The organism is Lysinibacillus sp. FSL W8-0992 (assembly GCF_038008685.1).
Classification (GTDB): Bacteria; Bacillota; Bacilli; order Bacillales_A; family Planococcaceae; genus Lysinibacillus.
This window is the reverse complement of record NZ_JBBOZQ010000001.1, coordinates 1-16,518: the sequence shown is the minus strand read 5'-3', so window position 1 is coordinate 16,518 and position 16,518 is coordinate 1. Positions and strand designations below refer to the sequence as shown.

Below are 16,518 nucleotides of genomic sequence, written 5' to 3'. Positions count from 1 at the left end.
TAAAGGGTTTTAATGATGATTGGGTTAAATCTATTAATCGATTGTATTTATTTTCAAAAGGCAAGAAAAGTACCAAACATCATATTATTGCTAAAAATGCATAGTGTAATTTTTTGAATTGTATTATAATTAACATTATTCAGGTAGTGAAAAGGAAAATGATAGGTTGCTATATGGTATTAACTATTATAAATACCATAATTAAACAAAATAATGAATATTTATTAATAGAGTAAGGTGACAATTATGGCAAGAGGTAGAAAGATTAATTCGAATGGTGAAAGAAGTAAACAATTATTACTTGAAAAAGCTGTGGAGCTTTTCTCTGAAAGGGGATATTATGCTACGAAAATAAGCGATATAGTGAAAGCGGCAGATGTAACGCAGCCGACATTTTATTTATATTTTAAAAGTAAAGAATCGCTCTATAATGATTTGAACATAAGATTTCAGCAGGGATTTAATGAAATCATGTGCAATCAAAATGAAGAAGTAGAAAAGGGCATAGAGGGCTTTATTCAAATGCTAGAGCATAAGTTATATATGTTGTTCCTTTATATAATTGAGAATCCAAAGCTAACGAAAATAGGCTTTTTTGAATCGAAACAATCGTCATGCGTTAAATCTCAATTGACACAGCAATTGATTGAGCTAGTTTATCGTCATGATTGTGCATGTCTGTTTCAATTACAAAATATCGATATAAAAATCGTAGCAGATAGTTTAGTTGGCTCATTTGAACGTTTAATATTGACAAATTTACTAGAACAAAAAAGCAAGCCGTGTGAACTTGCTCGAAATTTAGTGCATGTATTTTTTCTCCTAAAAGAATCTCCCAGTCTTGATAGTGGATGTAGCTATACTAAATAATATTAAAACCCCTCTCCACATAGCTTGGAGAGGGGTATTGTGCTTTCCCGTAGGTAGTCACTGTCTTCGCTCCATTCAAATTGTTTGAGTGCCTGACACTTATAAAACTCCACTCCGATTTTCGCAGGCATGGCTCCAACTATTTTTAACTACGAACGTCCACTAAAAAGAAAAGCGTTTGATTTTCGCAGCAAGCATCCACTTGAAGCAAAGATCAAACGCAATCTATTATGGGGTAGCCCCATTTTTATTTAGTTACTGTTATATGGAGATAAATCCCCTTTTGTAGTTTGCCACCTGTAGGTTTTTGAATAGTTGGATGAACAAGTAGCATATATTCTTGCCCTTCAACTAAAGGATCAGTAGGTGTAATCATTAAGGAATTATCTTTTTCTACCTTTGTTGTAAATGAAATTTCGTCTCCGCCTAAAGCCACTAGCTGTACGCTGCCTTCAGGGATTGGTGTAGTGAAAGCTTGTGAAAACTTAACAGTAAACGTTTTAGTAGTAGGCACATTTTTTAAGCTAACTAGTTCTTGATAATCTTTGTATTGCGCTTTAATAGCATCATAGTGAGCTTGGAAAATTGGTGCAGTCTTCGTTTCGATGTTTGGTTTCACACCTACTTCATTGATAGTGTGACCTGCAGGGCCAGTAAATTTACCGACAGTAAGCTTTAAATAACTACCGTCATGCAATTCATAAAAGCCTTGCATTGCTCCTTTGCCGTAAGTAGTTTCACCATACAGAATTGCGGATTGTTGATCTTGTAACGAAGCCGCTAGCATTTCAGATGCACTTGCACTATAGCGATTTACTAATATACGAGTATCTGCTGGGAATTTAACGTTTTGTTGTTTAGCACGAACTTCGTAAGAATCATGTGCTTCTTGCAATAAATAAGCGATTTTTGCCTTTGGGAATAAACCAGTAAGCTGTTCTGCTGTTGCAACATAGCCACCGCCATTATTTTGTAAATCCAAAATAAAAGAAGTAGCGCCACGCTGTTTAAGCTGAATCATTGCCTCTTTTACTAGTTGCGCACCATCCTCAGAGAAAGAAGACATTGCTATGTAGCCAACATTACCAAATAATAAAGCAGACTCTACGTTTGGTAGTGTGAATTTTTTACGTGTAATTGTTTTCGTGGAAGTGGAACCGTTCTCGTGTAATAGCTTAACCTGTACTTGTGTACCTTCATTACCGATTAGTAGGGAAGAGGCTTCTTCTATAGAGTTACCTACAATGGATTGACCGTTAATGGCAATAATGATATCTCCAGCCACAACACCTGCCTCAGAGGCTCCACCTTCGTCGATTACTTGTAAAATATGAATACCATCCTCATGCTCCTCAATTACGACACCAATACCAATCGTGGATAGATTGATGCTATTCATAAATTCCTCAAATTCTTGTTTAGAAAAATAGGTTGAATAGGGGTCTAACATATTAATAATGTCAGGAATGGTTGTTGCCTTTTGTAGGTCTCCATTAATTTTACCAACATAATTTTCCGTAATAATTTCTTTTATCTCTTCAACAAGTTGCTGGTCATTATTTGCAGCAGAAGCGTTTGATAATGGAAAAATGACAAAGCTCAATATGAACAAGAAGGACCATAATACTTTTTTCATAAGACACCTCTTTTCAGAATTATTTACATATATTATACATGAATTTCCATATTGACGTCGAATAAAAACAGACACGTCTATAAATAGAACGTGTCTGTAAGCGATTCATATTTAGTTTTTCTTGAAAAGCTTATGAATAATGAAACCTAAAATTGCTCCTATCATTGCAGGTACAAGCCATCCAAGACTTTGCTCGTACAGCGGTAATGCTTTTAGGATATTTTCATAGGAAGAAACTTTAATTTCCATTTGTTTTAAGCCATCGTAAAAACTAACAAAGAATGTCGGGATTAACGCTAAAATATAAACAATTCGTCCACCTTTAAAGAAATGATCGGCAAGCGATAACACCATTAATACCATAGCTAGTGGATAAATAATCAATAGTACAGGAAGTGATGTGCTAATGATTGTTGATAACCCAACATTTGTAATGGCTACACTTAATAACGTAAATACGATTAAGAACGTTTTATATGAAATTTGCGGGAATAGCTTATTAAAAAACTGTGCATTGGCTGTCAATAAGCCGACAGCAGTAGAAATACATGCTAATAAAATGGTAAGCGATAAAATAATACTACCGAAGCTGCCGAAAAGGTATTCTGCAGATTTGGCGATGATGACGCCACCATTATCGGATGTACCAATTGCTCCTATACTTGTATTGCCGATATAGCCAAGTGAAATATATACGAAGGCTAAACCAATTGCAGCTACAATTCCTGCAAAAATTGTTGTTTTAACTTGTTTTTTAGTGTCTTTCATTCCCATATCGCTTAAGGCTTGTAAAATTACAATACCGAAAACGAGTGCACTTAGAACATCCATCGTTAAATAACCTTGAACAAAGCCCTCGGAAAATGGCGAAATATTGTATTTGCCAACAGCCATTCCTGATTCACCCATAGGTGTAATAAAGCTTTTAACAGCAAGTAGTAAAATAACGATTAAGAGTGCAGGGGTTAAAATCTTTCCTACACGATCTACTAGTTTAGAAGGATTGAATGCTAAATAAAGTATAAACGCAAAGAATACTACAGATGTAATGAATAGTGGAGCCCAATGTTCTTGTGCTGCCTCTGAAAGAAATGGTGCAATGCCAATTTCATAAGACACAGAGCCAGTACGCGGAACTGCGAAAAATGGCCCGATTGCTAAATAGACAATTGACGTGAATATGATTCCGAAAACAGGGTGAACACGACTTGAAAGTAGCTGTAAGTCGCCACCTGCTTTTGCAACGGCGACAATAGCAAGTAAAGGTAAACCGACACCCGTTATTAAAAATCCAATCATCGCTATTGTAATATGTTCACCGGCTTGTTGGCCAAGTAACGGTGGAAAGATAATATTGCCTGCCCCTAGGAACAATGCAAAAAGTAGTAAGCCTACTGCTAAATTCTCTTTGATGAAAATCAAGATGCTTCTCATAAATACTAAAAACTCCTTTATAATTGAAAAAATAAAACTTTCTAAAAATTTTAAATACAGTCATGTATGTTATCATAGGACTATAAAACTTGCAATTATTATACTAATAGTAGATAGTCGGATTCTGTAGTATTCTATAGGATTCATAAATTGTTTGAAAAATAGTCAGTTTTTCCGATTTTTGTTTAGTCACTTCTTTAGTATGATAGACACACAAGGAAATATTCTACCATGAACGGAGGCTATTTGATATGCTAAAATCACAAAAGTGGAGAATTCTCGCTTTAAGCACTATTGCTACTTCATTTTTCGCAATACAGACCGCAGAAGCTGCAACATATACAGTGCAAAAAGGCGATACATTATCCAAAATCGCACAAACACATCAAGTGACAATACAAGACATAAAAAAATGGAATAATCTATCGAAGGATACGATTTATGTAGCCCAAAAACTAGAGATTACGAAACAGGCGGCAACCGAAACAGTAAAACCGTCAAAACCTACAACGGATACAGTAAAACCGTCAAATCCAACAACAACGACACCTTCTAAGCCATCGACTGCCGTTCATACAGTTATTAAAGGTGATACACTTTCAAAAATAGCAAAGCAATACAATGTGACATTAAAAGAGCTTAAAGACTGGAACGGAATAGAGAACGACACGATTTATATTGGACAAGTGTTAAAAATTTCTCCAGTAGCTGTTATACCCGAGGGTGATACAATACATAACAATGTGACTTCAGATACGGGGACGCCATCAAAAGTAACGAATCAAGATCCTACAGCGAATGGACAAGCTATATACAAAAAAACGGTGGAAATGGCTAATAAATTAATTGGAACACCGTATCTTTATGGCGGAAACACACCAGAAGGTCTTGATTGCAGTGGATTTATTTTTTATGCTTTCAATCAAGGCGGTTTGAAAATAGGGAGAGATAGCAGCGAGGGCTATTTCAGTAGCAGTACAACGCAAGTAAAAAATCCTGTGCCAGGAGATTTAGTATTTTTTGAAAATACGTATAAAGAAGGCATTTCTCATATGGGTATTTACCTTGGTAACAATAAATTTATCCACGCAGGTACGGATGGTGTAGAACTTTCGGATGTTACCTACTCTTATTGGTCAACTAGATTAGTAGCTTATAAACGATTCGATTCAGTGAAATAATAACGAGGCGATTTTTGCATTGCGCAAAAATCGCTTTTTTAGATAGAATGACGGTTTGTTTACACTAAAAAATCCTTCTTTCTATTAGAAAGAAGGATTTTATTAATATTATTGAGTTACTCGTGCTGTCCAGCGAGAAAGATCAGCTTGTTGAGCATCAACAAGTTCAGCTGGGAAGATGAATGTCCAAGGTTTTGTTGAGTTCGGTTGGACAGTCAGGATTGGATCCATTGTAAAGGAACCTTTTGCGATTTGTTTACCTGTTGCATCGATAATTTCTAACGGTAATTGCTCTAAATTAATCGCTTTATTGTGACCATTACGGATAAAGATTGAAACATTTAGGTTACCATTATCAGCAAGTTTTGCTTGTAGACCAGTGAAGTTAACTTCCGTTTCGCCTAACTTTGGTAATGTATTCACGATTTTTGCAAGCTCTTCTTTTTGCGCTGCTGGTAATTGTTGCTCCCATGAAGGGTCTAATTCTAATTGGTGACCACGTAATGAGACAAGGTTAAAGGCGATTTTCCAACCGTCTTCTGGTACTTCGTCTACTTTAATAGTTGATTTTTCAAATTCAAATACCCATGGACGTGCACTCTCAGCTGGAATTGTGCCAAGTGCTTTAAAATCGAATTTTTTAGATGCTATTAGCTCATCATTTTTATCCATAATGAATAATTCGATTTCACCAAGCTCAATCGCTTCAGCTAATGAAGAACGGAAAAATGCGCGAACAAGCCATTTGCCTGTGCGTGGCTCATCTTCAATACTAATAGAAGATAGCGATAATTGATTTGGTTTTAATGGCTCTAGCTCATTTGCTAGGAAATTAAAAATGTATTTTTGCTCTTGTGGTACATCCCATTCAGGGTGGAATGAAAGTTTTGTTACAACATCACGATTGTCACCTTTATTAGTAGAAACTTTCCCTAGTAAATCTTTAGAGTCAATTGTGTTCTCTTGTACGATTTTGTCTGATTTCTTAAAAAATGAAAATAAGCCCATTATTGTACCTCCTGTTGTCCTTCAACCATTTTCATGAAGCCTGTAATTTCGATAATAATAGAACGGCGTAATTCTTGGAAGTTCCTTCCGAATAATTCAAGTCCTTCACGTTGATAAATGCGCATTGGATCTTCCTGTTGGTAATGACGTAAGCCAATACCTTCTTTTAAGTGAGCCATTGCTTCTAAATGTTTCACCCAACCACTATCTATATAACTCAACATAACTTGTGGAATAACAGCCATTACTTGCTCATTTTCTGCGAATTTCTGCATATGATCAAGAAGTTCTTGTTCAGAAGGCTGTATATCAGCTAAAATTTGTTTCACTTTGCCTACTTCACGATCAATCGTGACAGGAGTGATGAATAATGAATTAAGTGACTTTTCCATTTGGTCATAAGCCCATTCTACAGAAGGGAGCTCTTCAGGCGCAGCATCGCGCACTGCGAAATCGACCGTTTCGCTTAACATTTTTTTCAGCTCACTCATTAAATCCTCGCCAGCTAAAATTTTGTCACGTAAACCATAAATAACAGTACGTTGATCATTAATAACATCGTCTAATTTTAAATTGTACTCGCGCATGCCATATTGTGAGCCTTCAACAATGCGCTGTGTACGATTGATTAGCTCTTGTACATCTTTGTTTTGAATGACATCATTTTCATCCACAACCATTTTTGCAGAGAATTTTTCAACCTCTTCTTTTGCATAGCGGCGGAACATATCATCTTCAATAGAGAGAATGAAGCGGCTTTCGCCTACGTCACCTTGACGGCCAGAACGACCTCGCAGCTGATTATCAACGCGTCGGCTTTCATGCTTCTCGGTACCGATAACATAAAGTCCACCAAGTTCATGGACATCGTCGCCTAGCACGATATCTGTACCACGACCAGCCATATTTGTAGCAACGGTAATACGACCTTTTTGACCTGCTTGAGAGATAAGCTCAACTTCTTGTTCAACCGTTTTAGCATTTAACAATTGGAACTTTAATCCCTCTTTTTTCAAATGATCTGCAACCGTTTCGGATTGTAGAATGGATGTTGTTCCAATTAACACTGGCTGTCCTGTTGCATGGCGTCGCTTTGCTTCAGCAGCAACGAATTTATATTTGGCTGTTTGCGTTTTGAAAATCATATCAGGCTGGTCAATACGTTGACGTGGACGGTTTGTTGGAATTTGAATTACTTCCATACCATACACTTCACGAATTTCCTTTTCCTGTGTTTTCGCTGTACCTGTCATCCCAGAAAGCTTCGGATACATACGGAAATAGTTTTGAATAGTAATTTGCGCTTGTGCTTTATTTTCTTCGGTAATCGTTACGCCTTCTTTTGCTTCGATTGCTTGGTGCAAGCCATCAGAAAGAGAACGACCTTCTAAAATACGACCTGTGAACATGTCTACAAGCTCGATTTTATCTTCTTTAACGATATAATCAACATCACGCTGGAACATGACATGTGCACGTACAGCTTGGATCACATAGTGATAAAGCGTTTGATGTTCTAAATCGTATAAATTATCAACATCGAATGCAGCCTCTACTTTTTCAATGCCTTTATCTGTTAATGAAGTAGCCTTTGTTTCATCATCGAAATCGTAGTCTTCTTCAGCTTTAAAACGTTTTGCTAACATTGCTGCAATGCGGTGTAATTCATCATTTGCAGGCATTTTACCAGCAATAATTAACGGTGTTTTTGCTTCGTCAATAAGTACACTATCGACTTCATCGATGATGGCGAAATGATATACACGTTGCACTTTATCGGCTAAGCTATGTGCCATGTTGTCACGTAAATAGTCGAAACCAAATTCTGTACCAACACCGTACGTAATATCTGCGTTATACGCTTGCTTTTTTTCAGTTGGTTCCATCATCGGAATATTTAACCCGACTGTTAAACCTAGGAAACGGTGAATTTGACCAACAAGCTCAAAGTCACGTTTAGCTAGATAGTCGTTTACTGTAATGACATGAACACCTTTACCTTCTAATGCACGTACATAAGAGGGCAGTGAAGCGACAAGTGTTTTACCTTCACCTGTAGGCATTTCAGCAATATTGCCTTCTGTTAATACAAGGCCACCAATCAGTTGTACATCAAAATGACGCATACCTAAAACACGCTTTGAGGCTTCGCGTACAACAGCAAATGCGTCTGGGATAATTGATGTTATTAGTTCGCCTTGTTCTAAGCGATCCTTGAAAATAAAAGTCATTTCTCTTAATTCAGCATCTGACTTGTTGACATATTTTTCTTCTAAATTATTAATTTGCTCTACTATTTTATAGTAGCGTTTTAATTGACGAGCACTTGTTTGCTCGTTGTTGCGTTTAAAAATTGAGAACATGAATTTACGCTCCTTTAAAGTTGTCTAAATGCTAGACACCTCATTATTCTATCAAATTTTACGAATGATGACTACATTTGACATTAAGTAATACAAGTAGAATAATAGAGAAAAATGTAAATTGTGAAAAGGTGGAAAATGAATAGAAAAAGTATATTTCAGAGCTTGTTCATGCTATAATCAAATTGGATTCAAATGTAGATTATTTTTTTGAGGGGGAGAGACATGCTTTACGTGTCTTTAATAGCAGCATTCGTTGCTTCCATTTTGTTAACTCCACTAGTTAAACGTTTAGCGTTTAGAATTGGTGCCGTTGACGCGCCAAACTATCGAAAAGTACATGCACGCATAATGCCAAGGCTTGGTGGTCTTGCGATTTTCCTTGCGTTTTTAATAGGGTTGGCGTTCATACAGCCACAAGGTGAAAATAGTTTAGCGATTATTATCGGAGCTTGTATCATTGTAGCAACTGGTGTCATTGATGATATGCGCGAAATTTCCGCAAAGGCAAAAATGCTTGGCCAAGTTGTTGCTGCCCTTGTCGTTATTTTTGTAGGCGGTATTCAAATTGACTTTATTAACTTGCCATTTGGTGGGCAATTAGATTTTGGTTTCTTAAGTATTCCATTTACTATATTATGGATTGTTGGTATTACAAATGCGATTAACTTAATTGATGGCTTAGACGGTTTAGCTGCAGGTGTTTCTTCTATTGCACTAATCACATTATCAGGTATGGCTTTTATAATGGGCGATATGTTCGTATTAGCCTTTGCAGCAATTTTAGCTGCAGCAACAATTGGTTTCCTATTTTATAACTTCCATCCAGCAAAAATCTTCATGGGTGATACTGGGGCATTATTTTTAGGATTTATGATTTCTGTATTAGCATTATTAGGATATAAAAACTTTACAATCATTTCGTTAATTATCCCAGTTATTATGCTAGGTGTACCGATTTCTGATACATTCTTTGCAATTGTTCGTCGTTTACGTATGAAGAAAAAATGGTCAGATCCAGATAAATCGCATTTACATCATCGATTATTGGATATGGGCTTTACTCATCGTCAAACAGTACTTATTATTTATGGCATTGCGATGATGTTCGGCTTAGCTGCCATTATCTTCTCAATGGCTAAATTATGGGGAGCAATTTTGCTTATTACGGTTATTTTAATCGCCATTGAAATTTTCGTTGAGATTATTGGCCTTGCAGGTAAAAACTATAAACCGCTATTAAATTTCATGCGGATTTTTAATAAATAACATTAGAACCAACCATACTGTGTGGTTGCTCAGACTGAAGACAAACTCAAAGGGATTTTGAGTTTGTCTTCAGTCTTTTTTTGCGGAGATTTTTCCATGTATCGCTATCTCGGAAAGCTTGGCTTCGCGGAAATATGGATCTAAAGCGCGGAAATAATCCCTTGAAACGCGGAAAAACGATGCCGAAGCGCGGAATCAGTACCATGAAGCGCGGAATCAACTCCTTGTATCGTATGACTATCAAAGGCAATAATAAAAGGAACTACCATGAGCAGACAAAAAAACAACCAGTCACCGGTTAAATACCGGCAACTGGTTGTTTTGAAAAGATTTATTGTGCTGACTCGTTAGTCGAACTGTCGTCGCCAGCTGCATTATCTTTATCTGTATTATTATTTGTTAAAGTAGAAGATGATTTTAAAGCAAGATGGTTTTTAAGAATTTGTGACACATCATCAACTGATTGTTGGTCTAATTGATAATAGTAAACGCCTGTAGACATATCATCGCTACCATCTAAAGTTAACGAATCGATGCGTGGTTTACCTTGTTTTAAATAAGACAGGAATGATTTCATTTCACTAAATGTCATATTTGTTTTCATATTATCGCCAATCGCCTTTATGACATCGTCATACTTTGTAATCGAACCGACTGAAGCTACTTTATTTGTAATTGCTGTTAAAATTTCTTGTTGTCGAATACCACGTTGGATATCATTATCTTGTTTACGTGTACGTGCTAGTGCAAGTGCTTGACTACCACTTAAATGTTGTAAACCTGGTTTTAAATTAATCGTATTACGATCAAATTCATCTTTTTCATGTAGAGCATATGGTACTTCAGCTTCAATGCCACCTAATGCGTCGACAACATCAATAAATGCATTGAAGTTCATGCGCACATAGTAGTCGATTGGAATATCTAGCAGTCCTTCAACCGTTTCAATTGTTGCCAGCGTACCACCTAAAGCATGTGCATGCGTGATTTTATCTTTATATCCTACTGAAGGAATATTAACGTAAGAATCACGAGGAATACTTAACATTTTAATCGTTTTTGTATTGTTGTTTAATGTAGCTAAAATCAGTGCATCTGAACGTGAGTGATCAGAACCTTGCCCACGATTTTCACTATCATCAACACCTACAAATAAAATAGAAACATTATCATGAACCGGTTCTACTTTTTCTTCTCTTAGTGTAGAAACATCGCGACCTTCTAATTCTTCATGTGCTGAGTTTGCAGCGTGTTCGGCTTGCTTTGTAATATAGACTCCGTAGGCCGTAACGCAAATTAGGAAACTAGCAACAAGTAGTAATGCTACTTTTATTATTAAAGAAGCTTTAGAAGTCCTCTTTTTCCTTTTTACATTCGTTCTTTTCATGTCTGGTATATTCTCCTCTTGATTTTGGGAATAATTACGTGATTGAACTAAAATTTATTCAAATTAGCACAGTGGCGTAACTGAGTAAGTTAGCTCAATATTAAAATTATACTATGGACCTTCAGCATTAGACAATTAAAACTATTTATTTCACAATAAATTCGATAAATTGCGCGCTCTCGAATGAGATGGATGCTTGTCCATTTGTAAGTTCTGTAATCCAATTTATAAATTGATTTTCTTCCTCTTTTAACACGGAAACAATGATTTCGACACCTTCCAAGTAGCGAATTTCCTCTAATGCATAAGCGGAGTTACGAATCTCATTTTCTACTTTTCCGAGCCAAGTGTAGTCGATTACAATTTTCATTAGATGGTGTAGCTTGCGTTCGACAACTTGTGCAGCGAGTAATCCCTCTGTTGTTGCTTTACCGTACGCACGAATAAGACCGCCACCGCCCAATTTAATGCCACCAAAGTAGCGTGTGACGACAACGACCGTATCTTTTAAGCCTTGTTTTTTTAATACCTCTAACATTGGGACGCCTGCCGTGCCACTAGGTTCCCCATCATCATTTGCCTTTTGAATATGATCATGCTCCCCAATTATATAAGCTGAGCAATTATGTGTCGCATTATGATGCATTTTTTTTATGCGCTCAATAAACATCATTGCATCCTCTTCGCTTTCAGCGCGTTCTATATAAGTGAGAAAGCGAGATTTAGAAATTATGATTTCACTTTCTCCATAGCCTTTTACAGTTAAATAGTTATCTCTCATATGTGTCATTCTCCTTTAAAGTAGGGTTGTATGCTATAAATTTCATAAAGAAAAAGCATTAATTTTTATCATTGTGATGCTATAATAGGTTTAGACTTAGATTCTATGAAATTGGTCTTTCAAAATACTATGTGGTAATAAGGACATTAGACTGGGGAGTACACTATGTTTTCAAATGATACCTTCGATTTAAAGTCGCTTGATGACGTATTCAATCGAATGTTAGAAACAATAATGAGCTCTAAAGACGATATTTTCATTATAAGTGAACAAAGCCGTAGAAGCTTTGAAGATATGCAACAAGAGCTAGAAATTGTTCGAAAACAGATTTCAACTGTCATCGATGAAGGCGATGCTTTAGAAAAAAGCACGCAACTTGCTAAGCAAAGACTTGTGTTAGTGAGTAAAGCTTTTGATAATTATACCGAAGAACAAGTTAGAGATGCATATGAAACGGCCCATGATTTTCAATTGAAGCTCTCCGTCATTAGAACACAAGAAAAGCAACTTCGCGACAAAAGAGATGATTTAGAGCGACGTCTAAGAGGATTACTCGATACAATTGAACGTGCTGATCATATTGTCAATCAAGTAAATGTTATTTTAAATTATTTAACTTCTGATTTAAAAAATGTTGGGTTAGCGCTTGAACAAGCGAAAATGAAACAAGATTTTGGTATACGAATAATCGCAGCGCAAGAAGAAGAGCGAAAACGTTTATCAAGAGAAATTCATGATGGACCTGCCCAAATGTTGGCCAATGTCTTAATGCGTACGGACTTAATTGAAAGAACGTATCGTGAGAAGGGCATTGAATATGCTTTGGCTGAAATTGCTGATTTGAAGAAAACAGTGCGCAATGCGCTATCAGAAGTGCGACGTATTATTTATGATTTACGTCCTATGGCACTAGATGATTTGGGAATTGTGCCGACATTAAAGAAATATTTGTCGACTGTGACCGAATATAATCCTGGTGTTGAAATCCATTTTCAGTCAAGAAGCACAGAGCAACGGATTCCATCAAATTATGAGGTATCCATTTTCCGATTAGTGCAGGAATGTGTAACAAATGCTATGAAACACGGGAAATGTAAGGATATTTGGGTAAAACTTGAATGGTTGAACAATGCGGTAAATATTGTCGTAAAAGATGATGGCGTTGGATTCGACCAGAAAGTCGTAAAAGATCATTCCTTTGGTATTTTAGGAATGCGAGAAAGAATAGAAATATTAAATGGTACAATCTCAATTGAAAGTGAGATAAATCGTGGCACCACGGTATTATTTAAAATTCCGTTAGAAGTAGATTAAAGAAAGAAATGTGTTGCAGAATTTTAGGGGGTAAAGACTAATGACGAAGATTATTATTGTAGACGATCACCAGCTATTCCGAGAAGGAGTTAAACGCATCTTAGATTTTGAAGATACGTTTGATGTAATTGCAGAAGGTGACGATGGCACAGATGTCGTGAACTTATACGCGGAAAATCAACCAGATGTTGTTTTAATGGATATCAATATGCCAGGAAAAAATGGTGTTGAGGCAACAGCTGATTTAATTGCAGAATATCCAGATGCAAAAGTAATTATGCTATCTATCCATGATGACGAAACATATGTAACACATGCACTAAAATCAGGTGCACTTGGCTATATGCTAAAAGAGATGGATGCTGACGAAATCGTAGAAGCGATTAAAGTAGTAGCTAATGGCGGCTCATATTTACATCCAAAAGTAACAAAAAATTTAGTAGCAGAATTCCGTCGCCTTTCTGAACATGAAAACAAAGGTAATTTCCACCAAACAGAGATTCGTCGTCCATTCCATTTACTAACAAAACGTGAATGTGAAGTTTTACAATTACTAACAGATGGCCAATCTAACCGTACAATCGGTGAGACACTATTTATTTCGGAAAAAACAGTTAAAAACCACGTTTCAAGCATTTTACAAAAAATGAACGTAAACGACCGTACGCAAGCTGTAGTAACAGCCATCAAAAATGGTTGGGTTGAAGTACGATAACTGCATAGTATAGAATTGAAGGCTGTTTTTAAAAGCTACTTTGACAGATAAAGTAGTTTTTAAGGCAGTTTTTTTGTTGTGCAACATTTTAAATTAAAAGACGTCTTAAGAATGATATAAGCACCTAAAAGTAGAAAATGCGCAACAAAATTCCTACTAATGCATTTATATGCTACAATATTGCGCGGGAGGTTTTATGATGTTAAAGAAAAGTATTCTAGCAGTTTTAACCTTATTAGTGTTAACTGCCTGTGGCAATAAAGAAGATGATTTAACTGCAAAAGAGCGTGAAAAGGTTATTGAAGATGGTACAGTAGGCTTTGAAATGATGGGTGGAGAAGTCGAAAAAGCAACGAATGTACCAGCTAATGAGGAAAAAGCAATTATAGCGGCGTTTGATGAATATATTGCCGCATTCAATGATAAAGACATCCATCGATATATGAATACGATATCTAAGAACCCAAAAGGATTTAATTATGATGAAGATAAAGTATTTGCAGAGAAAGTATTTGATCAATCCGATACGAAACGCGATGTTGCAAATGTGACTATTGCGAAGTATGAACAGGAAGAAGCTCAAGTATTTGCCAATGTGACAACGCACTCACTCCAACTTGAGACCAATGTAGAACACGAAAGTGCCGGGCGTCAAGTTACGGTGTTTGTGAAAGAGGATGGAGCTTGGAAAGTGACGAGCGTCTTTTACATTGGCGATGACACAAAGTCTAGCACCGGCAATCAATAAGGGGAAATCTTTCCCTTTACTATACATAGAAAATGAATGTGAAGTGGACGTCATCGTTTGAACAGCGATTCAATCCTGATGCAATTACGTTAGGTCGTAATTCAATTCACATTCATTTCTTTTTGAGGTAAACTTGGAACATAGGAGAGTGGACATGAATGAGGACGGCAATCGTAACAGATAGTACTGCATACATTACGCCAGAAGAACGCGCGCGCTTAAACATTCGTATGATTCCGTTAAGTGTAAACATCGCAGGTGAATTATTCGCAGAGGAAGTAGATATTACTGCTTCTGAGTTTTATGATAAAGTACGTGGGGCAAAAGAATTCCCTAAAACAACACAGCCACCGATTGGTGAATTTGCTTCTCTCTTTGAAGAGTTGGCAAATGATTATGACGAAGTAATTTCCATTCATTTATCGAGTGGTATAAGTGGTACATATCAAGGAGCTGTCCAAGCAGGAGAAATGGTGGAAGGTATTGATGTGTACGCATTTGACAGCGAGATTTCTTGCGCTGTTCAAGGCTTTTACGTGCTACGTGCAGCTGAAATGGCGGCAGAAGGTTGCTCGGCACAAGAAATATTAGCAGCATTAGCGGACATGAAGCAGTATATTCGTGCTTACTTCATTGTAGATGACTTAGCGCACTTACAACGTGGGGGACGTCTATCTTCAGCAGCAGCTTTAATCGGAGGCTTATTACAAGTAAAGCCTGTTTTGCATTTTGTAGATAAGGTAATCGTACCATTTGAAAAAATTCGCACACGTAAAAAAGCACTAAAGCGTGCAGAAGACTTACTAGCTGAAGATGCAAACAAGTATGACAAGATGGATGCAGTAGTCATTCACGGCAACTGTCAAAAAGAAGCTGAGGAATGGTTAGCGCAGCTCGCTGCGACATACCCAAACGTAAACTTTAAATTGAGCTATTTCGGCCCAGTTATTGGCACACACTTAGGTGAAGGCGCAATGGGACTAGGCTGGACAAAAAAATAAAATGAAAAAGTCTCTACAACTTGTTGTAGGGACTTTTTTTATTTATTGTAGGCGAGAAATCTCTGATAGCGCGAGCGAATCGCTTGTAAACCTGGTTGAAACCTTAGATAGAAGCGCGTGAATCGCCGGTAAAACACGAGGAATCGCCGATAGAATTGCTTGAATCGCCGGTAAAACACGAGGAATCGCCGATAGAATTGCTTGAATCGCTGGTAAAACACGAGGAATCGCCGATAGAATTGCTTGAATCGCCGGTAGAACACGAGAAATCGCCGATAGAATTGCTTAAAACGCCGATAAACCGGAGTAAAACGCCGATAACCCTGCAGAACCCCCTGCTAGAACCATTATCACAAAAAGAAAGGAGCAAATTAGAATGAAATATAAAGGATGGCTGTTGCCTCCTGCGTTGCGGGACTTTCATGAAGGTCGTATATGGCTAAGGGAACATTCACCTTTTGCCAAACGTGATATACAGCATGCCATTGATAAAAAGTATCTTCATATAATAGGAGGTATTCAAACAACACCACAAATGAGATGTAATCGTTGCTATAATGACAAGCCGCAGTTCTTTACAATGTTTAATTGCTCAAAATGTCAGCAACAATGTGTGTATTGTAGACATTGTCTAAGCATGGGCAGAGTGAGTAGCTGCACGCAATTGCTAATATGGAAAGGGCAGAAAGCGTTTAGAAAAAGACAGCATCCACTCCAATGGACAGGCCAACTGACGGAACTTCAACAACAGGCAGCTGATGAAATACTTGAGAGTGTCAAAGCAGGTCGATGTCATTTAATTTCAGCGGTA

13 protein-coding genes and 1 pseudogene are annotated in these 16,518 nt (G+C 37.0%); 8 read left to right on the top strand and 6 right to left on the bottom strand.

From position 1 onward, the window contains the following. Positions 1 to 246 precede the first annotated feature (246 nt). Positions 247 to 870 carry a TetR/AcrR family transcriptional regulator gene (locus NSQ74_RS00070; protein WP_340820905.1) on the top strand — a complete coding sequence of 208 codons (624 nt, stop codon included), beginning with the start codon at positions 247 to 249 and terminating at the stop codon, positions 868 to 870. Positions 871 to 1,117: 247 nt separating this feature from the next. On the opposite strand, the gene NSQ74_RS00065 is transcribed toward NSQ74_RS00070, so the two are convergent. Beyond that, the gene (locus NSQ74_RS00065) at positions 1,118 to 2,506 is read right to left on the bottom strand and encodes a S41 family peptidase (protein ID WP_340820904.1); all 1,389 of its coding nucleotides are present in this window, start codon (positions 2,504 to 2,506) and stop codon (positions 1,118 to 1,120) included. 111 nt (positions 2,507 to 2,617) lie between these two features. Beyond that, positions 2,618 to 3,940, bottom strand: a complete 1,323-nt coding sequence (gene brnQ, locus NSQ74_RS00060; protein WP_340820903.1) for a branched-chain amino acid transport system II carrier protein — start codon at positions 3,938 to 3,940, stop codon at positions 2,618 to 2,620. Positions 3,941 to 4,191: 251 nt separating this feature from the next. On the opposite strand from brnQ, the gene NSQ74_RS00055 reads away from it, so the two are divergent. Beyond that, complete coding sequence (locus NSQ74_RS00055; protein ID WP_340820902.1) at positions 4,192 to 5,121, top strand: C40 family peptidase; 930 nt, start codon at positions 4,192 to 4,194, stop codon at positions 5,119 to 5,121. Between the two features lie 108 nt (positions 5,122 to 5,229). On the opposite strand, the gene NSQ74_RS00050 is transcribed toward NSQ74_RS00055, so the two are convergent. Then, positions 5,230 to 6,129, bottom strand: coding sequence for an accessory Sec system S-layer assembly protein (locus NSQ74_RS00050; protein ID WP_340820901.1), 900 nt, complete (start codon positions 6,127 to 6,129; stop codon positions 5,230 to 5,232). Continuing rightward, positions 6,129 to 8,492, bottom strand: a complete 2,364-nt coding sequence (gene secA2 / locus NSQ74_RS00045; protein ID WP_340820900.1) for an accessory Sec system translocase SecA2 — start codon at positions 8,490 to 8,492, stop codon at positions 6,129 to 6,131. Before secA2 ends, NSQ74_RS00050 begins: the two co-directional genes overlap by 1 nt. A gap of 225 nt (positions 8,493 to 8,717) precedes the next feature. On the opposite strand from secA2, the gene NSQ74_RS00040 reads away from it, so the two are divergent. Then, on the top strand, positions 8,718 to 9,761 hold the full coding sequence (locus NSQ74_RS00040; protein ID WP_340820899.1) for a glycosyltransferase family 4 protein: 1,044 nt from the start codon (positions 8,718 to 8,720) through the stop codon (positions 9,759 to 9,761). A 331-nt stretch (positions 9,762 to 10,092) separates the two neighbouring features. Here the strand turns inward: NSQ74_RS00040 and NSQ74_RS00035 are convergent, their stop codons facing one another. Together NSQ74_RS00035 and NSQ74_RS00030 are read right to left on the bottom strand one after the other, a co-directional pair. Next, the gene (locus tag NSQ74_RS00035) at positions 10,093 to 11,148 is read right to left on the bottom strand and encodes an LCP family protein (RefSeq protein WP_340820898.1); all 1,056 of its coding nucleotides are present in this window, start codon (positions 11,146 to 11,148) and stop codon (positions 10,093 to 10,095) included. 145 nt (positions 11,149 to 11,293) lie between these two features. Further along, positions 11,294 to 11,929, bottom strand: coding sequence for a YigZ family protein (locus NSQ74_RS00030; RefSeq protein ID WP_340820897.1), 636 nt, complete (start codon positions 11,927 to 11,929; stop codon positions 11,294 to 11,296). A 165-nt stretch (positions 11,930 to 12,094) separates the two neighbouring features. Between NSQ74_RS00030 and NSQ74_RS00025 the strand changes: the two genes are divergently transcribed. The 5 genes and pseudogenes from NSQ74_RS00025 to NSQ74_RS00005 all read left to right on the top strand — a co-directional run. Then, positions 12,095 to 13,243: a sensor histidine kinase gene (locus NSQ74_RS00025; protein ID WP_340820896.1), complete on the top strand. Its 1,149-nt coding sequence runs from the start codon at positions 12,095 to 12,097 to the stop codon at positions 13,241 to 13,243. Between the two features lie 40 nt (positions 13,244 to 13,283). Continuing rightward, positions 13,284 to 13,958 carry a response regulator transcription factor gene (locus NSQ74_RS00020; protein WP_340820895.1) on the top strand — a complete coding sequence of 225 codons (675 nt, stop codon included), beginning with the start codon at positions 13,284 to 13,286 and terminating at the stop codon, positions 13,956 to 13,958. A 199-nt stretch (positions 13,959 to 14,157) separates the two neighbouring features. Continuing rightward, a complete protein-coding gene (locus NSQ74_RS00015) occupies positions 14,158 to 14,706 on the top strand; it encodes a nuclear transport factor 2 family protein (RefSeq protein ID WP_340820894.1) in 549 nt (182 codons plus the stop codon). 158 nt (positions 14,707 to 14,864) lie between these two features. Then, positions 14,865 to 15,707: a DegV family protein gene (locus NSQ74_RS00010; RefSeq protein ID WP_340820893.1), complete on the top strand. Its 843-nt coding sequence runs from the start codon at positions 14,865 to 14,867 to the stop codon at positions 15,705 to 15,707. A gap of 376 nt (positions 15,708 to 16,083) precedes the next feature. Beyond that, positions 16,084 to 16,518, top strand: a pseudogene (locus tag NSQ74_RS00005) (DNA/RNA helicase); the annotation flags it as partial.

Excerpts from the sequence above, each read along its gene's own strand:
- NSQ74_RS00065 (WP_340820904.1), bottom strand. The coding sequence starts at position 2,506 with ATGAAAAAAGTATTATGGTCCTTCTTGTTCATATTGAGCTTTGTCATT.
- NSQ74_RS00010 (WP_340820893.1), top strand. The coding sequence starts at position 14,865 with ATGAGGACGGCAATCGTAACAGATAGTACTGCATACATTACGCCAGAA.
- NSQ74_RS00020 (WP_340820895.1), top strand. The coding sequence starts at position 13,284 with ATGACGAAGATTATTATTGTAGACGATCACCAGCTATTCCGAGAAGGA.
- NSQ74_RS00030 (WP_340820897.1), bottom strand. The coding sequence starts at position 11,929 with ATGAGAGATAACTATTTAACTGTAAAAGGCTATGGAGAAAGTGAAATC.
- NSQ74_RS00050 (WP_340820901.1), bottom strand. The coding sequence starts at position 6,129 with ATGGGCTTATTTTCATTTTTTAAGAAATCAGACAAAATCGTACAAGAG.
- NSQ74_RS00070 (WP_340820905.1), top strand. The coding sequence starts at position 247 with ATGGCAAGAGGTAGAAAGATTAATTCGAATGGTGAAAGAAGTAAACAA.
- brnQ (WP_340820903.1), bottom strand. The coding sequence starts at position 3,940 with ATGAGAAGCATCTTGATTTTCATCAAAGAGAATTTAGCAGTAGGCTTA.
- NSQ74_RS00035 (WP_340820898.1), bottom strand. The coding sequence starts at position 11,148 with ATGAAAAGAACGAATGTAAAAAGGAAAAAGAGGACTTCTAAAGCTTCT.
- secA2 (WP_340820900.1), bottom strand. The coding sequence starts at position 8,492 with ATGTTCTCAATTTTTAAACGCAACAACGAGCAAACAAGTGCTCGTCAA.
- NSQ74_RS00055 (WP_340820902.1), top strand. The coding sequence starts at position 4,192 with ATGCTAAAATCACAAAAGTGGAGAATTCTCGCTTTAAGCACTATTGCT.
- NSQ74_RS00040 (WP_340820899.1), top strand. The coding sequence starts at position 8,718 with ATGCTTTACGTGTCTTTAATAGCAGCATTCGTTGCTTCCATTTTGTTA.
- NSQ74_RS00025 (WP_340820896.1), top strand. The coding sequence starts at position 12,095 with ATGTTTTCAAATGATACCTTCGATTTAAAGTCGCTTGATGACGTATTC.
- NSQ74_RS00015 (WP_340820894.1), top strand. The coding sequence starts at position 14,158 with ATGTTAAAGAAAAGTATTCTAGCAGTTTTAACCTTATTAGTGTTAACT.